The 22,555-nt window shown below is 71.9% G+C and carries 19 protein-coding genes; 9 read left to right on the top strand and 10 right to left on the bottom strand.

Features of this window, described 5'->3' with window-relative positions; translation table 11 throughout:
• Positions 1–442 precede the first annotated feature (442 nt).
• Together ACFWBD_RS17495 and ACFWBD_RS17500 are read right to left on the bottom strand one after the other, a co-directional pair.
• Positions 443–2,059 (bottom strand): MFS transporter, encoded by a 1,617-nt coding sequence (locus ACFWBD_RS17495; protein WP_385667460.1) that lies wholly within the window; start codon positions 2,057–2,059, stop codon positions 443–445.
• 128 nt (positions 2,060–2,187) lie between these two features.
• On the bottom strand, positions 2,188–2,598 hold the full coding sequence (locus ACFWBD_RS17500) for a hypothetical protein (protein ID WP_385667461.1): 411 nt from the start codon (positions 2,596–2,598) through the stop codon (positions 2,188–2,190).
• Positions 2,599–2,912: 314 nt separating this feature from the next.
• On the opposite strand from ACFWBD_RS17500, the gene ACFWBD_RS17505 reads away from it, so the two are divergent.
• From ACFWBD_RS17505 to ACFWBD_RS17515, 3 genes are all read left to right on the top strand, one after another.
• Positions 2,913–4,334, top strand: coding sequence for a DUF2252 domain-containing protein (locus ACFWBD_RS17505; protein ID WP_385667462.1), 1,422 nt, complete (start codon positions 2,913–2,915; stop codon positions 4,332–4,334).
• Between the two features lie 202 nt (positions 4,335–4,536).
• The gene (locus tag ACFWBD_RS17510) at positions 4,537–5,421 is read left to right on the top strand and encodes a bifunctional transcriptional activator/DNA repair enzyme AdaA (protein ID WP_385667463.1); all 885 of its coding nucleotides are present in this window, start codon (positions 4,537–4,539) and stop codon (positions 5,419–5,421) included.
• A gap of 98 nt (positions 5,422–5,519) precedes the next feature.
• The gene (locus ACFWBD_RS17515; RefSeq protein WP_385667464.1) at positions 5,520–7,202 is read left to right on the top strand and encodes an FAD-binding oxidoreductase; all 1,683 of its coding nucleotides are present in this window, start codon (positions 5,520–5,522) and stop codon (positions 7,200–7,202) included.
• A 374-nt stretch (positions 7,203–7,576) separates the two neighbouring features.
• Here the strand turns inward: ACFWBD_RS17515 and ACFWBD_RS17520 are convergent, their stop codons facing one another.
• The gene (locus ACFWBD_RS17520; protein ID WP_385667465.1) at positions 7,577–8,080 is read right to left on the bottom strand and encodes an Asp23/Gls24 family envelope stress response protein; all 504 of its coding nucleotides are present in this window, start codon (positions 8,078–8,080) and stop codon (positions 7,577–7,579) included.
• Positions 8,081–8,313: 233 nt separating this feature from the next.
• On the opposite strand from ACFWBD_RS17520, the gene ACFWBD_RS17525 reads away from it, so the two are divergent.
• Positions 8,314–8,508: a hypothetical protein gene (locus tag ACFWBD_RS17525; RefSeq protein ID WP_385667466.1), complete on the top strand. Its 195-nt coding sequence runs from the start codon at positions 8,314–8,316 to the stop codon at positions 8,506–8,508.
• A gap of 624 nt (positions 8,509–9,132) precedes the next feature.
• On the top strand, positions 9,133–9,531 hold the full coding sequence (locus tag ACFWBD_RS17530; protein WP_385667467.1) for a DUF5994 family protein: 399 nt from the start codon (positions 9,133–9,135) through the stop codon (positions 9,529–9,531).
• 89 nt (positions 9,532–9,620) lie between these two features.
• Here ACFWBD_RS17530 and ACFWBD_RS17535 read toward each other — a convergent pair whose 3' ends face one another.
• Both ACFWBD_RS17535 and ACFWBD_RS17540 read right to left on the bottom strand, forming a co-directional pair.
• A complete protein-coding gene (locus ACFWBD_RS17535; protein WP_385667468.1) occupies positions 9,621–11,102 on the bottom strand; it encodes an ATP-binding protein in 1,482 nt (493 codons plus the stop codon).
• Complete coding sequence (locus tag ACFWBD_RS17540; RefSeq protein WP_385667469.1) at positions 11,099–11,839, bottom strand: response regulator transcription factor; 741 nt, start codon at positions 11,837–11,839, stop codon at positions 11,099–11,101. Before ACFWBD_RS17540 ends, ACFWBD_RS17535 begins: the two co-directional genes overlap by 4 nt.
• Positions 11,840–11,963: 124 nt before the next feature.
• Here ACFWBD_RS17540 and ACFWBD_RS17545 point away from each other — a divergent pair, with 124 nt between their 5' ends.
• Positions 11,964–13,175 carry a DUF3500 domain-containing protein gene (locus ACFWBD_RS17545; protein WP_385667470.1) on the top strand — a complete coding sequence of 404 codons (1,212 nt, stop codon included), beginning with the start codon at positions 11,964–11,966 and terminating at the stop codon, positions 13,173–13,175.
• Positions 13,172–14,455, top strand: a complete 1,284-nt coding sequence (locus tag ACFWBD_RS17550) for a HupE/UreJ family protein (protein ID WP_385667471.1) — start codon at positions 13,172–13,174, stop codon at positions 14,453–14,455. The genes ACFWBD_RS17545 and ACFWBD_RS17550 overlap by 4 nt, the downstream gene beginning before the upstream one ends.
• Positions 14,456–14,497: 42 nt before the next feature.
• Here ACFWBD_RS17550 and ACFWBD_RS17555 read toward each other — a convergent pair whose 3' ends face one another.
• From ACFWBD_RS17555 to ACFWBD_RS17565, 3 genes are all read right to left on the bottom strand, one after another.
• A complete protein-coding gene (locus ACFWBD_RS17555) occupies positions 14,498–15,061 on the bottom strand; it encodes a hypothetical protein (protein ID WP_385667472.1) in 564 nt (187 codons plus the stop codon).
• Positions 15,062–15,582: 521 nt separating this feature from the next.
• On the bottom strand, positions 15,583–17,262 hold the full coding sequence (locus tag ACFWBD_RS17560) for a transglycosylase domain-containing protein (RefSeq protein WP_385667473.1): 1,680 nt from the start codon (positions 17,260–17,262) through the stop codon (positions 15,583–15,585).
• A gap of 212 nt (positions 17,263–17,474) precedes the next feature.
• A complete protein-coding gene (locus tag ACFWBD_RS17565) occupies positions 17,475–18,575 on the bottom strand; it encodes a sigma factor-like helix-turn-helix DNA-binding protein (RefSeq protein WP_385667474.1) in 1,101 nt (366 codons plus the stop codon).
• 263 nt (positions 18,576–18,838) lie between these two features.
• Between ACFWBD_RS17565 and ACFWBD_RS17570 the strand changes: the two genes are divergently transcribed.
• Positions 18,839–19,387, top strand: a complete 549-nt coding sequence (locus tag ACFWBD_RS17570; RefSeq protein WP_385667475.1) for a SigE family RNA polymerase sigma factor — start codon at positions 18,839–18,841, stop codon at positions 19,385–19,387.
• Positions 19,377–20,207 carry a hypothetical protein gene (locus tag ACFWBD_RS17575; protein WP_385667476.1) on the top strand — a complete coding sequence of 277 codons (831 nt, stop codon included), beginning with the start codon at positions 19,377–19,379 and terminating at the stop codon, positions 20,205–20,207. Before ACFWBD_RS17570 ends, ACFWBD_RS17575 begins: the two co-directional genes overlap by 11 nt.
• Positions 20,208–20,278: 71 nt before the next feature.
• Here the strand turns inward: ACFWBD_RS17575 and ACFWBD_RS17580 are convergent, their stop codons facing one another.
• Both ACFWBD_RS17580 and ACFWBD_RS17585 read right to left on the bottom strand, forming a co-directional pair.
• The gene (locus ACFWBD_RS17580; RefSeq protein ID WP_385667477.1) at positions 20,279–21,394 is read right to left on the bottom strand and encodes an FAD-dependent oxidoreductase; all 1,116 of its coding nucleotides are present in this window, start codon (positions 21,392–21,394) and stop codon (positions 20,279–20,281) included.
• A gap of 139 nt (positions 21,395–21,533) precedes the next feature.
• Positions 21,534–22,505 carry a Clp protease N-terminal domain-containing protein gene (locus ACFWBD_RS17585; protein ID WP_385667478.1) on the bottom strand — a complete coding sequence of 324 codons (972 nt, stop codon included), beginning with the start codon at positions 22,503–22,505 and terminating at the stop codon, positions 21,534–21,536.
• Positions 22,506–22,555 lie beyond the last annotated feature (50 nt).

The raw sequence follows: 22,555 nt of genomic DNA on the forward strand, positions 1-22,555 counted from the left end.
CTGCAATCCGGACCGGAAAAACCACTTTATATGGCTGACCTGCGGTTAAGTGGCTGACTGGACATCGGATCCTCCTCGGTTCGGGCCGCAGCTGGCAGGATCCGGAGGCAGAAGCGCATCAACCGGGCGTATCGCGGGCGACCGCGCGCCCGGCGCGCGAACCGCGCCGTCATGGCGTGGTCGACTCCGCCCGCACCGTTCGTCACCGGTCCGCACGAGGGGAGGGACCGGTGCCGAACGGTGCGGCGTGTGACGAACCTCGGGTGCCGAGTCTCGGGTGACGAACCTCGGGTACTGACGCCGATGACGGGCTCGCTCCGAACGCCGACCGACCCGCCGGAAGCGGAGGACCCCGCCGGAAGTGGAGGACCCGGCCGGACGTGGAGAGCGCCGCCACGGTGGACGACGAAAGCCCCCGCCCCCGCCCCCGCGCCTGCCCCCGCTACCGCTCGGCCGAGCCCGGCTGGGTCGTCGGGATCCGGTGGGTGAAGAACAGCGCGATCAGGGCGGTGAGCGCGAGGATGGCGAGGGCGGCGCGCAGTCCGTCGAGTCGTGCCTCGGCGTTCGCGTCGAGTGCGGCGTCGGTCACGGCCGCGGTCGCGTCGGCGTCCTCGAGGACGGTCTTGAGCTGGGCGTCCGACAGGAAGGGCGCCCCGCTGCGGAGCTGAACGTCCGCCTGGCTCTTGACCCGGTCCGGGACCGCCGGGTTCTGTTCGACGCTGGTCAGGAACGAGGTGGTCAGCGTGGCGATCAGGATCGACCCGGCGAGTGCCGTACCGATCGAGGCGCCGAGGTTGGTGACGGAGTTCTGGACGCCGCCGACCTCCGCGCTCTGCTCGTCCGGCACCGCGGAGACGGTGACCGAGCCGAGCTGGGAGGCCAGCGCGCCCATGCCGAGACCGATCAGCAGCAGCGGGATCGTGACGATCTCCGCGCCCGCGTCCGCGTCGAGCGCGGCCATCAGGACCACCGCCCCCGCGAACATCGCGAGGATCCCGAGCCGCACGACCCGGCGCGGTGAGACGTCCGGGAGGAGCCGCGGGATCAGGATGGCGGCGGCCAGCAGGGTCAGCGAGAGCGGCAGGATGCGCGCGCCGGTCTTGAGCGCCGACAGGCCGAGCGCGACCGACAGATAGAGCGGTACGACGAAGAACACGCCCATCTGCACGAGGTACTGGAAGAAGAACATCGTCAGGCCGCCGGTGAGCTGCTTGTTCCCCAGCAGGGCCGGTTCCACGAGCGGCTCCCCGCCCCGGCCGACGAGCCGGGTCTCCCAGCGGAGGAAGACCCAGATCAGGAACAGGCCCGCGAGCATCAGCCAGACGACGGGCGAGACTCCCAGCCAGGAAGGCGCGTCGGGTTTCGGCCGGAACCAGCCCCACTGGGACGAGCGCAGAACGCCGAACACGAAGATCCCGAGCCCCAGGGCGGAGAGCCCGGCCCCGACGAGGTCGATGCGCGGACGTCTGTCGGGTACCGCGTCGACGACCCGCCGGGCGAGCACCAGGATGCCGAGCACGAGGATCACCTCCCCGGCGAACACCCAGCGCCAGGAGAAGTACGTGGTGGCCACGCCCCCGATGAGGGGACCCAGCGCGATGGCCACGGCCCCGGCGGCGGCGACGAGGCCGTAGGCGGCGGGGCGGCGTTCCACGGCGAAGTTGCCGGCGACGAGTGCCACGATCGCGGGCAGGATCAGCGCCGCCCCGATCCCCTCCAGGAGCGCCCAGCCGACCAGCAGGACCGTCAGGTTCGGCGCGAACGCCGTGGTCAGCGACCCGCATCCGTAGATGCAGCAGCCGATCATGAAGGCCCGCCTGCGGCCGATCAGCGCGCCGACCTTGCCGCCGGGGATCATGAGCATCGCCATCACGAGGGTGTAGGCCGTGATCGCGCCCTGGATCCCGGTCACGGTCGAGTCCACGTCCTCGGCCACGGTGGCGATCGACACGTTCATGACGGAGCTGTCGAGCGCCATCAGGAACTGGCCCGCCGCGAGTGTGAGCAGGACGATCCGCGCTGTTTTCGAACTCCCGTGCGTATTCGCTGTGCGGGCCATGGTCGCATTCTCGCCACGATCACGCGGAACGCGCCCGCGACCCGCCAGCGGGATCGGCGGGATCGGCGGGATCGGCGGGGCCGTGGCTCGCCGGGCCGTGGCCCCGCCGTGACGCGTGCGCTCGCGCGTCAGCGTTCCCGTGGGGCCGTGCACAGGGCCCAGATCACGAAGGCGTACAGCGCGATCAGGGTGAGCGACCAGACGGGGTAGTACGGGATCGACAGGAAGTTCGCGATGATCAGCAGCCCCGCGATGCCGACCGCGACGACCCGCGCCCAGGTGGCACGCGAGAAGAGGCCGACGCTCACGCCGATGGCGATCACCCCGAGGACGAGCTGGATCCAGCCCCAGCTCGTCAGGTCGAACTTGAAGACGTAGTTGGGGGTGGAGACGTAGATGTCGTCGTCGGCGATGGCCATGATGCCCCGGAACAGATCGAGGACACCGGCGATGAACAGCATGACGCCGGCGAATGTCACCAGGCCGCCGGCGGCCGCCTCGGACGTGGACGACCTGCGGTGCACCGTGCTCGTGGTCATGGCGGATTCCTCACTTCGTCGGGGATGTGCGACGTGCGGTACTGCGTCTTCGAGCCTGTGCCGTGGCCGGGGATGGGAGATCACCCGAGGCGGGTGAAGTTCGCGGCGCGGATCTCTGGTGACCTGGAAGCGGACACACCGGCGACGCGGCGGGCGCCCGGGACCTCGCACCGGCCGGCGCCGACCGCACTCCCGCCGAGGCGCGGGCGCACGGACCGTTCAGGATCGGCCGAAGGGAGCCGAAACCTCGCCATGGCCATGACCATCGCCACCGCCCCGGGCGTTCGGCGAGATAACCCCACGGAGCCGCAGCCATGACCGACAACCACCTGGACGGACACGACGTGCGGCACCGCCCCCCGCAGGAACGGGCCGCGCTCGGCAAGGCCGCACGGGCCGACGCGCCCCGCTCCAGCCACGCCGAGTTCGCCCCCGGACCGAAGCGGCCGGACCCGTTGAAGATCATCGAGAAGCAGTCGGCGACACGGCTGCCCGACCTCGTACCGATCCGCTACGCCAGGATGTCCGAGTCGCCGTTCCGGTTCTACCGGGGGGCCGCCGCCATCATGGCGTCCGATCTCGCGAACACCCCGACGACGGGACTGCGCACCCAACTGTGCGGTGACGCCCACATGTTGAACTTCCGGCTGCTGGCCTCACCCGAGCGGCGCCTCATGTTCGACATCAACGACTTCGACGAGACGCTGCCGGGCCCCTGGGAGTGGGACGTCAAGCGCCTGGCCACCAGCCTCGCCATCGCGGGCCGGGCGAACGGCTTCAGCACCAAGGAGCGGGCCGCGATCGTACGGACCACCGTGCGGTCGTACCGGGAGAACATGCGGTCCTTCGCCGGACTCGGCAACCTCGCCGTCTGGTACGCCCAGTTCGACGTCGACTGGGTACGGGACCGCTTCGGGGCGGACCTGTCCGCGCGGGGCCGCGAGCGGTGGGCGCAGGCCGTGACCAAGGCGCTCTCGCACGACACCCTTCAGGTCTTCGACAAGCTCACCCACGTCGTCGACGGCAGGCGCCTCATCGCCCCCGACCCACCGCTCATCACCCGCCTCGACGACCTGCTGCCCGGCGAAGGACGCGGCGGCGATGTGGAGAAGGGCATCCGCCGGCTGATCGAGCGCTACGGCCAGTCCGTCCAGTCGGACCGGCGGTACCTGCTGGAGCAGTACCGGGTGGCCGACATGGCCCGCAAGGTCGTCGGCGTCGGCAGCGTCGGCACCCGCTGCTGGATCGTGCTGCTGCTCGGCAAGGACGACGAGGATCCGCTGTTCCTCCAGGCCAAGGAGGCCGACGAGTCGGTGCTGGCGCCCTTCGCCGGGGTGAGCGCGTACCGGACGCAGGGCGAGCGGGTGGTCGCCGGACAGCGGCTGATGCAGGCCACCAGCGACATCTTCCTGGGCTGGGAGCGCGTCGAGGGCATCGACGGCCGGCGACGGGACTTCTACGTACGGCAGTTGCGGGACTGGAAGTGGGTCGCCGTGTCCGAGGACATGGTGCCCCGCGGCATGCGCACCTTCGGCGCGCTGTGCGGCGCGACGCTGGCCCGGGCCCACGCCCGATCCGGCGACCGGATCGCCATCGCCGCCTACCTGGGCGGCGGCGACAGCTTCGACCGGGCGCTGGTGACCTTCGCCGAGCAGTACGCCGACCAGAACGAGCGCGATCACGAGGCACTCGTCACCGCCGTCCAGGAGGGGCGGCTGCCCGCCCGAGCGGTCTGAAGGCATCCGAGGGCCGCCGCACGGGGGTCTGCGGCGGCCCTCCTCCAGCGGTGCCCCACCAGGGCACCAACCGGGCTTGGCACGCTCCGGACCATGAACACGGCAGACATGAACACGGCAGAGGTGAGCACGGCAGAAGAGACCGAGGCCCGGCTTCGGACCGGCTGTCCGGACGAGCGCGTGACGGACGGCAGAGGCCCGCATGTACGAAAGCGATGAGCAGCGCTGGCGTGCGGTCCGGGAGCGCGACGAGGCCGCCGACGGACGCTTCTACTACGTGGTGAAGACGACCGGCATCTACAGCAGACCCTCGTGCGCGGCGCGGCTGGCCCGGCGCGAGAACGTGGAGTTCCACGCGTCGCTGGACGAACTCCACACGCGGGGCTACCGGCCCTGCCGTCGCTGCCGGCCGGGCGAGCGGCAGAACCGGCGGCACGCCGACAGTGTGGCCCGCACCTGTCTGCTGATGGACGCGGCGGTGGAGCCGCCGAACCTGGACGACCTGGCGCAGAGCGCCGGCTACAGCCGCTTCCACTTCCACCGCGTGTTCAGGTCGCTGACCGGCCTCACGCCGCACACCTACTGGACGGCGGTGCGGGCCCGGCGGGTGCGGGAGATGCTGATCCGGGCGCGGACCGTCGCCGACGCGATCTACCAGGCGGGCTTCAGCACCAACGGCCAGTTCTACGCCGTCTCCTCGGCGATCCTCGGCATGACCCCGCAGGCGTTCCGCGCGGGCGGGGCGGGCGTCGAGATCCGCTCGGCCGTGGGCGTCACCGATGAGGGGCCGGTGTTGGTCGCCGTGGCGGAGAAGGGCGTGTGCGCGGTGCTCGAGGGCCCGGCGGACGCGACGCGGGCACGGCTGGCGGAGCTCTTCCCGGACGCGCGGCACCGCGCCGACGACGGATGGCTGACAGAACGGGTCGCCCGGGAACTGGCTCGCCCCGCGGCCCCGCATCCCGGCGCGCTGCTGCTGCCGCCGGAGGTCCGCAGGGTCTGCCGGCACGAACGGATCCGCCGGTCGCTCCGCGCCCAGCCGCACCCGGTGTACGGACCCGGCGAGGTGAGGGCGCTGCGCGCCGGTTGAGCGGGGAGCCGAGTACAAGCGCAACTTTCTGAGTGCCGCGGCCCCAACCGGTCCATAGCGTGGGCGTGTTGATGCGTCGGGACGAGGGGGATGGGACGATGGCACGCCACGATCAAGGCATCCAGAGGCGGAACTTCCTGGCAGGGGGCGCGGCCGCCGGCGGTGCCGCGCTGCTGACCGGGACGGGCCTTTCCACACCGGCCGCGGCGGCCGAGGGAGCCGCGGCCGCGGCGGAGCCGATCACCACGGTGACCCCCGGCGACAAGCGGTACCAGGACCTGGTGCGGGGCTACAACCAGCGCTGGTCCGCCACGCCCGAGAGGATATGCCTCGCCGAGACGACCGCGCAGGTCCAGGCCGTCGTCCAGAGCGCCGTGAAGGCGGGCAAGCGCCTGACGGTGCGCAGCGGCGGCCACTGCCACGAGGACTGGGTCTTCAACTCCGACGTACGGGTCGTCCTCGACATGGCCAAGATGAACAGGGTCTATTTCGACTCCGAGAAGAACGCCGTCTGCGTCGAGGCCGGCGCGCAGCTGCTGAACGTGTACGAGCGCATGTACCGCGGCTGGGGAGTCACCATCCCCGCCGGCGTCTGCTTCCAGGTCGGCGCCGGCGGCCACGTCAGCGGCGGCGGCTGGGGCCTGCTCTGCCGCCAGCTGGGCCTGGTGGTCGACCATCTGTACGGCGTCGAGGTGGTGACCGTCGCCGCCAACGGCTCGGTCAAGGTCCAGGTGGCGACCCGCGAGCCGAACGACCCGCACCGCGACCTGTGGTGGGCGCACGCGGGCGGCGGGGGCGGCAACTTCGGTGTCATCACCCGCTTCTGGTTCCGCTCCCCGGGGGCGGTCGGCACCGACCCCGCGAAGCTGCTTCCGCAGCCGCCCGCCGAGGTGCTGCTGCACGCCGCGTCCTGGCCATGGGCCGAGATGACCAGGGAACGCTTCGCGCGCCTGATCACGAACTACGGCGACTGGCACGCCGAGCACCTCGCGCCCGGCACCGTCCACGACCACCTGTTCAGCGCGCTGTGGCTGACCCACAAGTCGAGCGGCTACATCGGCCTGGTCACCCAGCTCGACGCGACCGTCCCGGACGCGCGGCGGGTACTGGACGACTTCCTGGCCGCGATGACCGAGGGCCTGGACGTGGCGAGCGAGCCGATGGTCACCCCCATGGGCGAGATGGCGGCCATGCCCGAGTTCGCCGAGCCGCGCCGGATGTCATGGCTCCAGGCCGCCCGCTACGCCGGCACCACCAACCCGACGCTGAACGACCCCAGCCTCAACAGCGACAACAAGTCCGCGTACTACCGCACGGCCATGCCGGCGGCGCAGATCGACGCGTTCTACGAGCACCTGACGCGGGACGACCTGGCCAACACCACCGCCAACGTGCAGCTGAGCTCCTTCGGCGGCAGGATCAACGCCGTCGCCCCGGACGCCACCGCCTTCCCGCACCGCGGGGCCGCGTACAAGGCGGCCTGGTCGATCTGGTGGACCGACCCGGCCGACGAGGCCGACTCGCTGCGCTGGATGCGCGAGTTCTACCACGGCGTCTACGCAGGCACGGGCGGCGTCCCGGTCCTCAACGACGTGACCGACGGCTGTTACGTCAACTACCCGGACATCGACCTGAGCGACCCGACGTACAACACCTCCGACGTCCCCTGGTACGAGCTGTACTACAAGGACAACTACGCCAAGCTCCAGCAGGTCAAGAAGACGTACGACCCGCGCAACTTCTTCCGCCACAGCCAGTCGGTCAGGCTCCCGACGGCGTGACGCGCGTCAGCCGCCGGTGACGACGGCATGCAGCCGGCGGCGCCCTGCAGCCGGTGGCGGTGGCGGTGGCGGTGGCGGTTGCGGAGGTGGGGTGGGCACCGCGGCTTCGCGGCCCGAGGACCGCCGGACGGCTGTCCCGCCGACTCCGGCCTCCGGGCCCCGCCCCCTGCTACTGCGGACCTACCGCTGGGCCGTCGCCGACCGGTAGCGCAGGTGGAGGTGCGAGGACCCCACGAGGGGTGCCCCTGCGGGACCGGCTCGGCCCGCTCCCCGGCGGACGGCGGCGTGCCCTGCCCCGTCGGCAGGGGGACGAGACGGACGCGCACCTCGTCGAGCAGGCCCGCCCCGAGCAGCTGTCGGGCGACGTCCGCGGTTCACCTCACGCGGCCCTCACCGGCTTCGGACTCCTCTCCCTCCTCCTCGTCGTCGGGAAGGTGGACGTCGTCGACGGCGATGTTGACCTCGACGACCTCCAGGCCCGTCATCCGCTCCACGGCGCCGATGACGTTGGAGCGCACGTCACCGGTCACGTCGACGATGGGGACGCCGTACTCGACGACGAGGTTCAGGTCGACGGCGGCCTGGCGCTCGCCGACCTCGACCTTCACTCCTCGCGTGACGCCACCGCCACCGCCTCCGCCGGGGACGCGTTCCCGCATGGAGCCGAAAGCGCGGGCCATGCCGCCGCCGAGATGGTGGATGCCCGGCACCTCACGGGCGGCCATGCCCGCGATCTTGGCCACCACACCGTCCGCCATGGTGGTTTTGCCCCGAGTCTTCGCCGGAGCCCCGGCCCCGGTACGGCCCTTCAGCGTGCTCACGCCGGCATCGGGCCGACCGGCCGGGCCCGCGCTGGTGGTGGTGTTGTTGTCCGTCATAGCGATCGCCTCAGCCCTGTCCGATGTGCTGTGCGAACCCCGGGTACCCGTGCCTCCCGAGCCGCGAAACGCGATCCGCGTCTTCGAAGCGGGCCCCTTCCTCCCGCGTCGTTCCGGGACGCGAGGGAGTAGCTTGGGGGAACGAGGATCCTTCGTACACCGGCGTTCAGGCCGGTCTCGTCCTCCTGGTTCGACCACACCGGGTGCTTCGCGCTCGAGGCAGGTTCCGCCGTATGGCCGCCGAAGCAGCTCACCTGTCCGACCGTGCCCCGGCCGCGCCGAGCATGTCGTCGTATCCGGCGGTCGCCCGGCAGGTCTCCGACGCGCTCCGCTGGTTCTTCGCCTGCGACGAAACCGGCGGCTCTCCCGCGAGGTGCGAGGACGACGACTCGCGCGGGCAGCCGATCGTGTACGGCAGAAGGAGCTGACCCCCCGCGGCATCCGTCCCCGCGTAGGGCAACGCGCCCCCGGCCGCGCCCTCGACGGAGCGGTTCCACCCCGACGAGGCCGAAGAGCCCGGCGGGTTCATCCCGACGAGGCGAGGAGCCCGGCATGTCGCTCCCCTCTCCCATCACCCCGGCGGAGCCGCCGTCGAACACCGTCGTGCCGCCCCGTGGTCGCGACGGAGCCTCCCCCTACCCACCGGACGGCCCGGCCCGGCTCGGCGCGGCCCCGAGCGAAACGGCGGCGGGCGGCGCTACGCGACGGTGACGCCGCCTGAACCCGCCCGACCACCGGCCGCCTGCCGCCTGCCGCCTGCCACCGACCACCGGCCTTCTGCCACCGGCCGCCTGCCACCGACCACCGGCCGCCGACCACCGGCCTTCTGCCACCGGCCGCCTGCCACCGACCACCGGCCGCCGACCACCGGCCTTCTGCCACCGGCCGCAAACCACCGGCCGCAAACCACCGGCCACCTGCCGCCGACCACCGACCACCTGCCACCGGCCGCCGACCACCTGCCGCCGACCACCTGCCACCGGCCGCCGACCGCCAACCACCTGCCACCGGCCATTGATCCGATCGCCGCACGGCAGCAGACAGGAGCACATATGACCACCGCGCTTCAGCCCCCGCTTCCCTCCCATCCCCTTCTCCGCCTGAGCCTGGCGCCCCGCAGCACCATGCCACGGCCCATCGACGGCGCCTGGTGGCCCCGCTCCTACGATCTGCTCGCCGAGCTCCCCCGCCTCCTGGGCGGACTGCCGCCCGAGTGGGGTCAGATCACCAGCGTCACTGTCAGCGGGGCGAATTGGTCCGCGACGCCCGGCCGGACACTCGTCTGCAACCAGGTCGTACGACTGCGCAGAACCGTGACGGCGTCCGCCCCGGACACCGTCGTCCTGCTCGCGCCCGGCCGAGGACGCTGGGATCTGCTGGTCGTCCCTCCGAACACCACCGAGCAGGCAGCCCAGTTGTCCATGGCAGCTGCGGCAGACGGTCACGCCTGACATCGACCGAGGTGGCGTTCCCGGATGCGGGAGCGCGGGCGTGGGCAGGCCGGGCCGGGCCGCCGCGTGGCGCCGGTGACGCAGTGCGGTCAGTCCGCGGTCGCGGTCTTCGTCCGTGGGCGGGAGGCCGGCAGGAGACGTGATCGGCTCACGGTGAAGCCCACCGCGGCGCCGCCGCCTGGCCGCGTACCCGCCGACACGGATCCGCCGTGGGCCGCGGCGACGTCGTGGACGATGGCGAGGCCGAGTCCGGAGCCGGGCAGACCGCGAGCGCTGTCGGCCCGGTAGAAGCGGTCGAACACCCGGCCGCTGTCCTCGGCGGCGATGCCGGGCCCCCGGTCGCGGACGGTGATCGCCCCTTGGCGGATGTGCACCTCGATGGGCTCGCCGCCGTCGGCGTCGAACTTGGCGGCGTTCTCCAGCAGATTGCCCACCGCGCGTTCGAGGCCCGGGGAGCTGCCGCGTACCACGGAGTCATCGGCGTCCACGTGGACCAGGCGTCCGGTGCGCCGGTACACGCGCCGCGCGGCTCGGCGTGCCACCTCGGCCAGATCCACGGGTTCTTCGGTCTCCCCGCGGCGGCCTGCCAGTGCCAGTTCGACGAGTTCGTCGACGAGGTGACCGAGTTCGCGTGTCTCGTTCTGGACGTCGTCGAGGAGCCGGTCGCGGGAGTCGGGGGACAGCTCGGTGACGCGGTGCAGCACGGTGGCGTTGGCCAGCAGGCTGGTCAGCGGGGTCCGCAGCTCGTGGGCGGCGTCGTGCACCAGCCGTTCCTGGGCCTCGCGGGCGGCGACCATGCGGCCGAGCATCCTGCTGAAGGACGCGGACAGCCGTCCGACCTCGTCGCGTCCGCCCACCGGTTCTGAGGCGTCGTGAGTGACCCGGCCGTCCGTGCTGACCTCTTCGGCGACTTCGGCCAGCCGGGCCAGACGTCGGGTGACGCGTCCGGCGAGCAGCCGGCCCGCGGCCGCCGCGACGAGCATGACCGCCAGACTGACCGCCGCGATCTGGCGTGCCATGCCGGCCAGCACGTCGCGGGTCTGGTCGACCTGGACCGCCACTTGCAGGGCGCCCCGGCTCTCGCCGAGCGCGGTCGTCAGCAGGCGGTAGCTGTGGCCGCCCGCGTCGATCTCGGTGGTGTCCGACTCCCCGGCCCGGCCGGAGGCGGCGAGGGCGCGTGCGGTGTCGGACACCGGCAGCCTCTCCAGCGGGCCGCTCAGGCGGATGGGCGTACCGTCCCGGGCCACGGCCTGGAGGACCGGTTGCGGTGCCGCTTCACCCCCCGGGGCGGGCAGGTCCAGCCCGGGAAAGGGGGCGGGGTTCTGGCCGGCGGGGTTCTGGCCTGCGGGGCTCCGCCTGGCCGTGTCGGCTGTGTCGGCTGTGCCGGCCGGAGTCTGCTCCTCGCGTTTCTCCATGCCACGGGTCAGGGCCACGGTGGTCGACCGCAGCGTCCGGTCGACCTCCGCGAACACGCTGTCGGAGGCGGCGAGGTAACTCAGCGCACCGACCGTCACCGCCACCGCGGCACCGACGGCGGCGAAGGCGAGCGCGAACCGCGAGCGCAGGCTCATGGCCGCCGCGCCGCGTAACCCACGCCGCGTACCGTGCGGATCAGGTCGGGTGCTCCGGCATCGGTGAGCTTGCGCCGCAGGTAGCCGATGTACCCGGCGAGGTTCTTCGTGTCCACGCCGGCGTCAGGACCCCAGACGCTCCGGTAGATCGCCGCATGGTCCAGTACGAGACCCTCGTCGCGCACCAGCAGCTCCAGCAGGTCGAACTCGGTTCTGGTCAGCCGGAGCTCCGCCGCTCCCCACCAGGCGCGTCGCGTGCCGGGGGAGACCCGCAGGGACGCCATCCGCAGGACGTCGACCGGGCGCTCGCCCTTCTCGCCCTTCTCGTTCTCCTCGGCCGGCGAGGTCGGCGTGGCGGGCGGCGCCGTCAGCACGGCCCGACGCAGAAGTGCCCGCAGACGCGCGAGCAGTTCGGGCACTTCGAAGGGTTTGGGCAGGTAGTCGTCGGCGCCGGCGTCCAGGCCGTTCGCCCGGTCGGAGATCCCGGCCCGTGCGGTGAGCAGCAGCACGGGGGTGCGGTCACCGTCGGCGCGCAGCACACGGCACACGGCCACCCCGTCGATGTGCGGCATCATCACGTCGAGGACGAGCGCGCTGAAGCAGTCCCTGCGGGCCAGGACCAGGGCCTCCACACCGTCACGTGCGGTGACGACGTCGTACCCCTCCAGCTCCAACGCCCGTTCGACGGCTTCGCGGACGGCACGATCGTCGTCGGCGACGAGGACACGCTCCGGCATGCGCGCATGGTCGCACAGCGTCCTGTGAGCCGCTTCTCATCCAATTCCGGACTGGCTCCGGCCGCGCTCTGAGACCGCTCTCCCACGATGGAGAACTCCACCACCCTCACGCCACAGGAGTCCCATGTCCTCCCACACCCGCCCCGTTCTGCGCCGGCCCGTGGTGCTCGCCGCGTGCCTCAGCGTCGTCCTCGGCACGGTCGGCTATCTCGCGTTCGACCCGGGGTCCGCCTCGGCCGCGGTCGCCAAGCAGGCGATCCCGGCCTCCGCGGCCCGCACCGGAGCCGGTGGCGCCAACACCGCCCAGGTCGTGAAGGCCGCAGGCGCCTTCCTCGCGACGCTGTCCGACGAACAGAAGGACGCCGTCCTCTACGACTTCGACGACGAGGTGAAGACGACCGGCTGGTCGAACTTCCCGACACCCGTCGTCGAGCGCAACGGCCTGAAGCTGGGCGACCTCACCGACGCGCAGGACGCGGCGGCCATGAAGGTCATGGAGGCCGCGCTCAGCAAGCAGGGTTACGAGGAGCTCGTCGAGATCCGCAAGGCGGACGACTACCTCGCCTCGCTGTCGGACACGGGGGACGGGTCGTCGGCCACGCCCACCGCCACGCCCACCGCCACGCGGACGCCGCCCTCCGGCGCACCGACCGACGGGACCGTTGGCGGGCCGGGCGGCGGAGGCGGTGGCGGCGGTGCCAACTTCGGCTCGGAGTGGTACTACATCTCCTTCTTCGGACAGCCCAGCAGGACCGGCGAGTTCACCGTCCAGTACGGCGGCCACCACGCGGCATACAACATCACCTACGCCGGGAACAACGTGACCATGTCACCCACCCTGACCGCGGTCGAGCCGGAGGAGTTCATCTGGGACGACAAGGCCTACGCCCCGCTCGCCGACAAGCGGGCCGCCACGGTCGGCGCCGTCCAGTCGCTCACCGCCGACGAACTGGCCGCCGCCGAGATCGACGGCAGCTTCGACGACCTCTACCTCGGCCCGGGCAACGACGGCCCCTTCCCGACCGAACCCGAGGGCGTCCTCGTCGGCAGCCTCACCAAGAAGCAGCAGGCCAAGGTCACCGCGATGCTGCGCACCTGGGTCGACGACCTGGACGAGAAGGCCGCGGCGCGGCTCCTGGCCAAGTACGTCTCCGAGTACGACGAGACGTACATCGGGTGGAGCGGCGGAACCACCATCGACAACGACCAGACGTACGTCCGTCTCGACGGGCCGTCCGCCTGGATCGAGTTCTCCAACCAGCCCGGCGCCTCGACCGACGAGATCCACCAGCACACGATCTTCCGGGACGAGACCTCCGACTACGGCTGGGAATGACATCCGTGCGCCGTCTCTTCTCCGCCCTGCTGCTCGCGGCGTTCCTGCTGGTCGGCGGCCTCGCGTCGCCGGCCGGCGCCCACCCGATGAGCACCTCGGCCGTCCTGCTCGACATCCGTGACGACCGGGTCGAGGGCGAGGTGCAGCTGCCCGTCGACCGCCTGGCGATCGCCGTCGCCCGCGACCTCACCCCCACCAGCGTGCTCGGCGAGGACAGGTCCTTCCTCAAGCGCTATACGGCGCGGCACATCAGCGCCGTCGGCGAGGACGGCGACTCCTGGGCCGTGGTGCTCGGCACGGGGTCGGTGCGGACGATCGACGGGACGGCGCACCTCGTCTACCCGCTCACCATCAGTCCGCCGGACGGACAGGTCACCGACTTCCGTCTGCGCTACGACGTCATCGTCGAGGAACTCCTCACCCACAAGGTCATCGCCACCGTCCGGTACGACTTCGGCCGCGGCATCCTCAGGACGGACGACGCCGAGACACTCGGCGTCCTCGACTGGGACACCCAGAGCCTACGAGTCCCGGTCGACGAGGGTTCCTGGCTGAAGGGCTTCGCCACCACCGCGCAGCTGGGCATCGAGCACGTCGGAGAGGGCGCCGACCACCTGCTGTTCCTGCTGATGCTGCTCATCCCCGCCCCGCTGGTGGCGGCCGGCGGCCGATGGCGCACCGGAGACACGTCGCCGCGCCGCGGTCTCGTACGCGTCGTGCACGTCGTGTCGGCGTTCGCCGCGGGCCACTCGCTCACCCTCGCCCTGGCGGCCTCGGGAGTGGTCCACGTACCGTCAAGGCCGGTCGAGACGCTCATCGCCTTCTCGATCGCGGTGTCCGCGGTCCATGCGATACGGCCTCTGGTGGCCCGCGGCGAGGTGCTCATCGCCGCGGGCTTCGGGCTCGTCCACGGCCTCGCGTTCGCCTCGCTCATCGGCGACCTCGGCCTCGACCGAGGATCGCTCGTGACCACGCTGCTGGGCTTCAACCTGGGCATCGAACTGACCCAGTTGCTCGTCGTCGCCCTGATGATGCCGTCCCTGGTCGTGCTGGCCCGCACGACCGTCTACCCCGCGTTCCGCATCGGGGTGGCCGTCATCGGGCTCGTGTTCTCGGTGTCCTGGATGCTCGAACGCGCGACGCTGACCGCCGGCGACCCGTTCGAGGGCGTCCAGACATGGCTGGTCGGGCACCCCCTGCTGGTCGCCGGAGCAGTCGCGGCACTCGCCGCCGTCGCCCGCCTCCGCTGCGGGGTGCCCTGGACGCCGGCCGGGAAGTGAGCCCCGCCTGCGTGGCGGGTCGCATGGGGGGACCCGTCGGTCCTACGGCTCCTCGGTGATGGTGGTGGCGATCCCGTCGGTGACCACCACCGTGGCCGCCAGCTTCCCGCCCTTCGCGGCGGCCTCCAGCTTCGCCTCGGTGCACCGCGTGCCGGCCGCGCACATGGTGCCCGCCCCGATGATCTTCGTGTCCTCGGCCAGCCAGAACTGCTGCTCGGTGTCCTTCATGTCCGACACGGTGTACTTCCCCGGGGCCAGGTAGGACACCGTGCCCAGCCAGGTGCCGCTCACGCCCTCGCCCTTGCCCGTCGTGACGTCGCCTTCCCCGGTGTCCTTCGTGGGGGCCGGGGTGCTGTCCTGCTTCGAACCACCGGGCGAAGCGTTGTCGGAGTCGCCCGCCGCAGAGTCGCCGGCCGGCGAGCCGGTCGGGTCCGCCGCCGGGGTCGAGGCGGCATCGGAGGCGCCTGCCGTAGCACTGCTCTTCGCCGAGCCGGCCGCGTCCGACGCCGCGGCCCCGTCGTCCTCCTGGCAGGCCGTCAGCGAGAACACTCCCGCCACCAGAGCCGTGGCGACGAACATGGAGCGGACACGCGAGCGGTAAGCCATGACAGAACAACCCTTCACGAACAAGACAACGGGAACGGCGAACGCGGGGCCACCTCGCCACCGTCCCGGCCGTGGCCGGCCGACGTTTCGCCGGGGCCAGCATAGGGTCTCGGCCACGCCCTCACGAACCGTCACGCAGCCCGAGAACAACACAACTTACCTGCAATAAAAGCCACGTTGAAGCAACCGCGTCTCCCGGTTCACCCTCCCGCAACGGCAGCGGCACACGCCCCCGAGGAGCCTCGGCGACCGCTGGGACGCACGACACCCGTGTCCCCGACCGCCCGCACCCGAACAGCCGCCCTTGCGACGCCGGAGGGCCACCGGCGACACGGATCGAGCTTCACAGAAGCAATCCGCCCGGAGCGGCTGCCCGGTCCCGCCGACAGCGGCCCACCGCCCATGCGCTGCCCGCCGCCACTCTCCGCGTCGGTTCGCCACGTCGGTTCGCCGCGTCAGTTCGCCTCGTCACGCGTCGGTTCGCCGCGTCAGTTCGCCTCGTCACGCGTCGGTTCGCCACGTCAGTTCGCCTCGTCACGCTCCGCGGCACTCTTCGACCCGCCCTTCGTGGCAGCATCCCAGATGCTCGCCGCCACCCTCCGCGCGAACTCCGTCGGCGTCGGCTCGTTCGGCAGCTGCGCGGGCACCGTCGTGCCCTTCCTGCTGCCTGCCCGGTCTGCGAACAGCGCCACGGTCAGGGCGAGTCGGCCGTCGTACCCGGTGGTCCACACGGTCCGCCGGGTGATCCCGCCGCCCGCCCCGGCGACGGCGAAACCCTTCGCCTCCGCCGAGCCCGAGGCGACGTCGACGGCGACGGGCGTCGGTCCGGCCCCCGATCGCCCGCCCGCCACCAGCGCCTCCTCCTCGTCCAGGACCCGCCGCACATCGGGACGCGCCCGGTAGACGGTGCGGCCCTCCCGTGTGATGCGTGCGACGGTGTACGGGGTGGCGTACCTGCCGTCCGCCGCCACCGTCGCGTACGCCGATGCCAGGTTCAGCGGGGTCGGCGCCGCCGTCTTCAGCAGCTTGCCCAGTGGCTCGCCCACACGCCCCACCTCGCTGAACGGGTCCAGGGCCGTCCCCGCCTCCACCGCCCCGCTCACCGCGTCGTTGAACGACTGCCGCGCATAGTCCGAGCCCCCGTACAGCAGCCGCACCGCTCCGTCGCCGGGCACCATGCCCACGACGGCGGTGTGCACCCGCACGCCTTTGCCCCCGGGATGCTCCTGCACCAGTTGTGTGGCGCTGTCCTGCAGCGCCAGGTCGAAGGTGGTCGTCACGCTGTAGCCGCCGCTCGCGAGCCGGTCCTCGGTGATGCCGAGCCGGTCGGCGGCCTCTTTCGCGGCGACGTCGATCAGATACTGCCGCTGCCCCTCTGTCTCGCCCGGCGGATAGAACCGGAACGCCGGGAAACGCGCCGCGGCCCGCTGCTTCGCCGTGATGCTCCCGCTCGCGGCCATCGCGTCGAGCACCCACTCCCAGCGGTTCTCCAGCTTCGCGGTCACCTCAGGATCGGAGCCCGCCTTCTCGTAGTACGAGGGGATGTTGACGATGGACGCCAGCGCGGCGCCCTGCGCGACCGTCAGGCTCTTCGCGTCCACGCCGAAGTAGTTGCGCGCGGCGGACTGGATCCCGGCGGCACCCCGCCCGAAGTACACGGTGTCGAGATAGCCCTCGAGGATCTCGTCCTTGGTGCGGGTGCGGTCCAGCTTGATCGCGATGAGCGCCTCGCGCGCCTTGCGGGCCAGCGAGTGTTCCGGGCTCAGCAGCGCGTTCTTCACGTACTGCTGGGTGATGGTGGAGCCGCCCTGCGGGTCGCCGCCCGTCAGCGTCGCCAGCATGGCCCGGGTGATGGCCCGCGGCGAGATCCCGCTGTCCGTGCGGAAGGAGCGGTTCTCCGCGGCGATCACCGCGTCCTGCACATGCCGGGGGACCGCGGACAAGGGGACGTCCTGCCGGTCGACCGGTCCGCGCCGGCCCAGATAGGCGCCGTCCGAGTCGAGGAACACGGTGCTCTGGGTGACGGTCTCGGGGTGTGGCTTCGGAATCGACGTCAGGTGGTACGCCACGACGGCCGCCGCACACAGCGCCGCGAGCAGCGTCAGGAAGGCGTAGAACAGCCGGCGAAGCCGTCGGCCCCGGTTGCGCCGGAACCGGATCCGCAGCGGCGCGCGCTCGCGGTGCCGGCGCTCCGACAGCATCCCCTTCCTCGGTCGCCGAGCCGCGCGCGCCGGTCGCGGCAGCCTGCCCGGCCCGTCCCCGTCCCGGTTCCCGGCCCCCTTCCCGTTCCGGTCCCCGTTCCGGTCCCCGGTCCCTTTCCCGTTCCGGTCCCCGGTCCCTTTCCCGTTCCGGTTCCCATCCCCATCCCCGGTCCCTTTTCCGTTCCGGTCCCCATCCCCATCCCCGATCACGTTCATATCCGCCACCACTCGCGGTCCGACCGTGCGGCGACCCTGCCCGAGGCGTCGTACACCGTGACGATCCGATCGTCCCCGCCCAGGGAGAAAAGCGCCTCCACGTTCTTCCCGGGCAGTGGCGTGCTCGCGTACCAGATGCCCCACCCCGGACTGCCCGCCAGGACGAGGACCTTCGCGGTGGTCCTGCCGCCGTCGCCGGTTCTCACCTCGACGCGGCCCGGCTCGCCGCTCAGGCCGTGGAAGAGGCCCGACAGGAAGAACCCGCCGTTCACGCTGTCCATGCGCAGGGATACTCCCGGTTCGTCGACTGGGTGGCCGGCGTCGTCCCCGCGGAGGTTCACGGGCACCGACCAGTGCCCGCCGTCGGCGGTCAGCCACATCCGTACCCCCGTCCCGGCGGTCACCCGCTCGCCCGGTGCCACGACCCGGATCGGGCTCGTGGCCTGACGACCGCCGTCCTCTGTCCGGGCGCCGGAGGTCCCGTCCTGCGCACCGTCACCCCCGAGACGGTCGGCGGCGAGGAGGGCGACGGGCGCGAGCAGCGCCGCGCAGGCGGCCGAGACCACGGCGAGGCGGCGTCGTCGCCGGATGCGGCCCCCTGCCTGGAGGCCGGCCAGCGGTACCTCGGACGGGACGATGTCCCGGGCGGCACGGGTGAACACCTCGCCCAGCTGCCCGGGTTCGGCGCCGGCCTCCTTCAGGCCGTGCCTGGCATGGGCACGCACCGCCCCCACCGAGCAGCCCAGCAACTGGGCGATCTCCGCGTCCGCCAGCCCCTCCCAGACCCGCAGCACCACAACGGCCCGTCGGCGCGCGGCCCGCCGTCCGCGCAGCCGGCGCAGGTGGTTGCGCACCAGACAGCGCCGCACATGGAAATCCACGTCGTTGCGCGGAACACGTCGCCACCGCGCGCACATCCGCACCAGCGTTCTCCGCGCCAGTTCCTCCGCGGCACCGGGGTCGTCGGTGAGCAGCCGAGCGGTCACGACCAGCCGGGACCAGTGCGTCCGGGCGTACGTGGCGAAGTCGTGGCCTGCGGGGAGAACGGGGAGTGCGGGGACAACGGGGAGGGGGAGTGCGTCGGGGGGCGGTGGCACGTGGGCGGTCCTTCGGCTCGGGAACTCGGTCGTGGCCGGACGCATGGGGCCGTCCGTCCTGGTCGGGCAACCGTTCGGTCGTGCAAGTAGGTTGAGCGGGCAGGGAGCCAACACCGTCAGGGAAAAGGGAGCCTGGAACCCGTGTGCGCCGTCTTCCTGGTGGGGTTGCGCTTCGCTGGATGCGACCGGCGCGACCTACGCGACCTGTACGCACGGCGGAGGTGGCCAGGTTGCAAGGAAAGGGCAGAGATTCCGGTGGGGGCATGACCGAGGACGAGTTCGACGCCTTCTACGCGACTGCGTTCCCCCGGCTGACAGGACAGCTCTACGCCTTCACCGGAGACCACGGCGAGGCCCAGGACGTCGTTCAGGAAGCGTTCGTACGGGCCTGGGACCGGCGCCGGCAATTCCTGTCGGACAGCGCTCCCGAGGCGTGGATCCGCACGGTGGCCATGCGGCTGGCGGTGAGCCGCTGGCGGCGCGCGCGGCGCTGGCTGGAACTCGTACGGCGCACTCCGCCGCCCGACTCCACCCCGGGACCCGGCCCCGAGCACACCGCCCTCGTGGCCGCCCTGCGCGAACTGCCCCCGGCTCAGCGGATGGCGATCGTGCTGCACCATTTGTGCGACCTGAGTGTGGAGCAGGTAGCCTCCGAGACCGGCGCGCCCGTGGGGACGGTCAAGGCGAGGCTGTTCCGGGGGCGGGCGGAGCTGGCGAAGCGTCTTGCGGAGGACGACGAGGCCGACGAGGCCGACGGGTGCGTCGACGAGGCCGACCGGCCGGTCCGGAAGGAGAGCCGCCGTGTCCGATGAACTGTCCGCCGCGCTAAGTGAGTTGGCCGCCACCCGGGCGACCGCTCCGGTCGTCGGCGGCCCCGCGACACGTGCCCGGGCGATGCGCCGCAGGCGCCGCCGCCGGACCGCCGCGACCCTGGGTGCGGGGACCGCGGCCCTCGCGCTGCTGGGCTTCGCCCTGACCCTGAGCCTCGGCGAGGACCCGGACCACACGGCCGGGCCTCGAACCGCCGCCGCGACACCTCCGGTTTCCGCCCCGCCGTCGGCGGCCACCCCGGCACTCGTCTCCGGCACGCTCGACCTGCCCGGGAGGGACCTCACGGTCGGCGGCCGCGTGATGCCGATCCTCTCGACTTTCGACCTCCTGCCCGGGTCCACGAACACGACCCCGATGACGGTGGTCGCGAAGCGGGTCCGGATAGCGCTGGCCGCCGACGTGCCCTCCAAAGGCTCCACCGCGGTGAACGTCATCGACGCGGTCGAGCTGCGCGACGGCGAGGGCGGCCCGCTCTACGTCGGCACCTTCGCCCCGGACATCGAGGCCCGGGGGGAATACGACGCCAGAGGCGGTGTGATCGTCCTCGACGCCGAGGACGCACAGTGGTTCTACGCCCGGATCAGCCTCGGCGACAGCATCTCGGTGACGACCGGCACGGCGCCGACAGCCACCCCCTCGGCCGCTACCACGGCACCCGCCGCCACGGCGTCCGGCGCTATGGCACCCGCCGCCACGCCGTCCGGCGCCATGGCACCCGGCGCCACGGCGTCGCCGTCCGCCGCGGCATACGTCGCACCCCCTGTCCGCGCTTCGGTGCCCGTCGGGGAAGGAGTGGGTTAGGGCTGGGTCCGAGCCCGCACGGCGAGTGGGGCCGACCGGGCGGCCGGTTGCCCGGTCGTATGCGGTCACCTTCAGCCCGGTTGGAAGAACGCGAGCATTTTCCGACTGGCATCCGGCGACGTCAGGATTTCCTGGACATGGGCGGACTGCCGTCCGGCGGCGCTGGTGCGCTCGAACATCTCGCGTTCGTATTCTTCGACGGCGGCGGGAAGGTCGTCCGGGTGCGCGGCCACCGCGAGGCCGAGCAGGGCGCCGTCCAGCAGCGCCATGTTGGCGCCCTGCCCCACCGGCGGCATCAGGTGCGCGGCATCGCCGAGCAGCGTGACGCCTGGCGTCGACGGCCAGGTCAGGCCGACCGGGAGAGTGGTGATCGACCGCGGCACCACCGTGTCGTCGCAGGCGGCGATCAGCGCGGTGAACCGTGAGTCCCAGCCGGTGAACAGGTCGATCAGCCGTGCCCGGGCGGCGGCTGGGTCGCCGAACGGGATCCCACTGGTCGCGAACCAGTCCTCGGCGGTGTTGTAGAAACTGAGGCCGATGCGTACGCGGCCGTCGCCGTTGCGCTGCGCCGACAGGGATTGTCCGTTGCCGAGCACCCAGTAGTTGCCGCGCCCCACCATCGCCGCGAGGTCGGGGTGGGTGCGGTCGATGTCGGGAATTCCGATCTCGACGACGTTCTGGCCGGTGTGCGCCGGGCGGGCGTCGGTGAGCAGCGGGCGGACCCGGGAGTCCGCGCCGTCGGCGCCGACCAGCAGGTCGTACGTCGCACCGCTGCCGTCGGCGAAGCGCAGCAGGCCCTTGTCGGCGGATTCGAGCGCATGCCCCCAGCGCACCGCGTGTTCGGGGAGAGAGTCCAGCAGCAGGTCGCGCAGATCGGCACGGTCGACCTCAGGTCGCTCGAGCGGAGCGTCGTCGGGCGTGTCCTCCTGCAGCAGCAGGGTGCCGTCCGGCTCGAGAAGTCGCAGGTCCTGGCCTTCACGACGGGCAATCGCGTGGAACTGGCCGATCAGGCCGGCCTCGCGCAACGCCCGCTGCCCGGTCCCGGAGTGCAGATCAAGCATGCCGCCCTGACCGCGTGCGCGGCGCGACGACTCCCGTTCGTACACGACGGCGTCGATGCCGTTCAGGTGCAGCACACGGGCAAGGGCCAGGCCGCCCAAGCCCGCTCCGACGATGGTGACGGTCATGGTTGCCCTCCGATTCACCGGATTGCCCGCTCGCGGGAGACCGACCCGTGATGCGCGCGGGCCACCACCGGCGGGGCGCCGAACGCGATCCCGGACTCGCCTGCCCCACCGACAGTTTCCGGACCGCTGATCAGCCGGTTCACCGGCGAAGCCGGGGCGCGAGGACCGTGCGCACGACCTTGGCCACGTTGCTCGCGGCGGATCCGTCCTCGTCCCCCGGCTCCGGTTCCAGCACGCGCTGGATCTGCAGCAGCAGCTGGTTGGTCGACCGCCAGAGCGGGACGAACATACCGGCCACCGGCCCCACGCCCTGGATCGGGCCGGCGGACAGCGCGGTGACCTTCCTGGCGATCGAGACCGTTGTCGGGTCCCGCAGGATCAGGTGCACCTCATCGTCGACCAGCCGGATTTCCATCCTGCGCGCGGCGGCCTCCTCCGGGTTCGCGTCCGTGGTCGTCTCCGGATCCAGTTCGTCGATCTTGGCGGCGACCGCGTCCGGGTCGACCCCGAGCTCGCGCAGCACCCTGGCCGCCATGCTGTTCTCCGCCCGCAGCATCGCCTCGAGCAGGTGATGGCTGCCGACCGGTGCGCCACCGGCCAGCGCGCTGGCGGCGGACACGGTGTTCTCGGTGGCAGGTGTGCCGGCCGGCCATGGGCCGGCCGCGACGTCCTGCGAGCCCTCCACTGATGCCAGCACCGCGGCACGGATCTTGCTGATCGGATCGATCCGCTCGGCAAGCACCTTCGCGCCGACGCCCTCACCTTCCCTGACCAGCGCGAGCAGGATGTGTTCCGTACCGATGTAGGTGTGGTGCAGCTGCTGCGCCTCGCGCAGGGCGAGGTCCAGCGTCTTCTTCGCGCGCGGCGCGAACGGGATATGGCCGCTCAGCTCCTGTGTGCCGGGCTTGACCACCGCCGCGATATCGCCCTGCGCCGTCTCCTTGTCGTACCCGAGCCGGTGCAGCACTTTCGCCGCCGTGGTGTCCGGTGCGTCGAGCAGCCCCAACAGGATGTGCTCCGTGCCGATGTGGTGGTGCTTGAGCAGCCTCGCCTCCTCCTGAGCCGTGACGACCACCTTGCGGGCTTCCACCGTGAACTTTTCGAATGGCATGTCTCCATGTTCCCAACCATGTCAATACACTGTTATTAATAGGGTCACCA

This window comes from Streptomyces sp. NPDC060002 (assembly GCF_042737245.1).
Classification (GTDB): Bacteria; Actinomycetota; Actinomycetes; order Streptomycetales; family Streptomycetaceae; genus Streptomyces.